Below are 995 nucleotides of genomic sequence, written 5' to 3'. Positions count from 1 at the left end.
GGGTGTCCCGCGTTCGAGTCGCGGATGGATCACCAAGTGGAGAGGTGTCCGAGTGGTTTAAGGAGCTGGTCTTGAAAACCAGTGATGCTTAACGGCACCGTGGGTTCGAATCCCACCCTCTCCGCCATTAATTTAATAAATGGAGAAGTACTCAAGTGGCTCAAGAGGATCCCCTGCTAAGGGATTAGGCTGGATTAAACCGGTGCGAGGGTTCGAATCCCTCCTTCTCCGCCATTAATTCGAGGTGTAGCGCAGTTTGGTAGCGCACGTGGTTTGGGACCATGGGGCCGGGGGTTCGAGTCCCTCCACCTCGACCATTAATAAAATGTGGACCATTAGCTCAGTTGGTTAGAGCGCCCGGCTCATAACCGGTAGGTCTGGGGTTCGAGTCCCTGATGGTCCACCAAATTTTATAGGGGTGTAGCTCAGTTGGTAGAGCGTCGGTCTCCAAAACCGTGCGCCGGGGGTTCGAGTCCCTCCACCCCTGCCACTTATAAAATAGAAAATATAATTTAAACTAAAATCTTCGAGGTGTAGCGCAGTTTGGTAGCGCACGTGGTTTGGGACCATGGGGCCGGGGGTTCGAGTCCCTCCACCTCGACCATTAACAATTAGGGCTTATAGCTCAGGTGGTTAGAGCGCACGCCTGATAAGCGTGAGGTCGCTGGTTCGAGTCCAGCTAGGCCCACCAATTGGTTGCGCCCAGATAGCTCAGTCGGTAGAGCAGGGGACTGAAAATCCCCGTGTCGGTGGTTCGATTCCGCCTCTGGGCACCATAGTCGTGGCGGTATAGCTTAGTTGGCTAGAGCGTTCGGTTCATACCCGAAAGGTCACAGGTTCGACTCCTGTTACCGCTACCATCATAAATTTAAGAACTTTGAAAATTAAACAGTAGGTTAATTTATAGAATTGAAACTAACAAACCAAGCCAGATATTCAGATAATGATAGTCTGAGCAGGTAACAACTTTTATTTGAGAGTTTGATCCTGGCTCA

General features: G+C 50.8%; 9 tRNA genes. All 9 read left to right on the top strand.

The features are described 5' to 3' along the window. The first annotated feature begins 38 nt into the window (after nucleotides 1-38). The 9 genes from BN7997_RS14125 (at nucleotide 39) to BN7997_RS14085 (ending at nucleotide 860) form a co-directional block, all read left to right on the top strand. Nucleotides 39-127: transfer RNA gene (locus tag BN7997_RS14125), tRNA-Ser, on the top strand. 14 nt (nucleotides 128-141) lie between these two features. Beyond that, nucleotides 142-234: transfer RNA gene (locus tag BN7997_RS14120), tRNA-Ser, on the top strand. Nucleotides 235-240: 6 nt separating this feature from the next. After that, a tRNA-Pro gene (locus BN7997_RS14115) sits at nucleotides 241-317 on the top strand. 12 nt (nucleotides 318-329) lie between these two features. Then, nucleotides 330-406: transfer RNA gene (locus tag BN7997_RS14110), tRNA-Ile, on the top strand. Between the two features lie 8 nt (nucleotides 407-414). Next, nucleotides 415-490 (top strand) — tRNA-Trp (locus BN7997_RS14105). Between the two features lie 37 nt (nucleotides 491-527). After that, nucleotides 528-604: transfer RNA gene (locus BN7997_RS14100), tRNA-Pro, on the top strand. Nucleotides 605-614: 10 nt separating this feature from the next. Beyond that, nucleotides 615-691, top strand: a tRNA-Ile gene (locus tag BN7997_RS14095). Between the two features lie 9 nt (nucleotides 692-700). Continuing rightward, nucleotides 701-776 (top strand) — tRNA-Phe (locus BN7997_RS14090). A 7-nt stretch (nucleotides 777-783) separates the two neighbouring features. Then, nucleotides 784-860: transfer RNA gene (locus tag BN7997_RS14085), tRNA-Met, on the top strand. Nucleotides 861-995 lie beyond the last annotated feature (135 nt).

Source organism: Romboutsia timonensis (assembly GCF_900106845.1).
GTDB lineage: Bacteria > Bacillota > Clostridia > Peptostreptococcales > Peptostreptococcaceae > Romboutsia > Romboutsia timonensis.
Note: the sequence above shows the minus strand (reverse complement) of the source record. Positions and strands in the feature narration are given on the sequence as shown.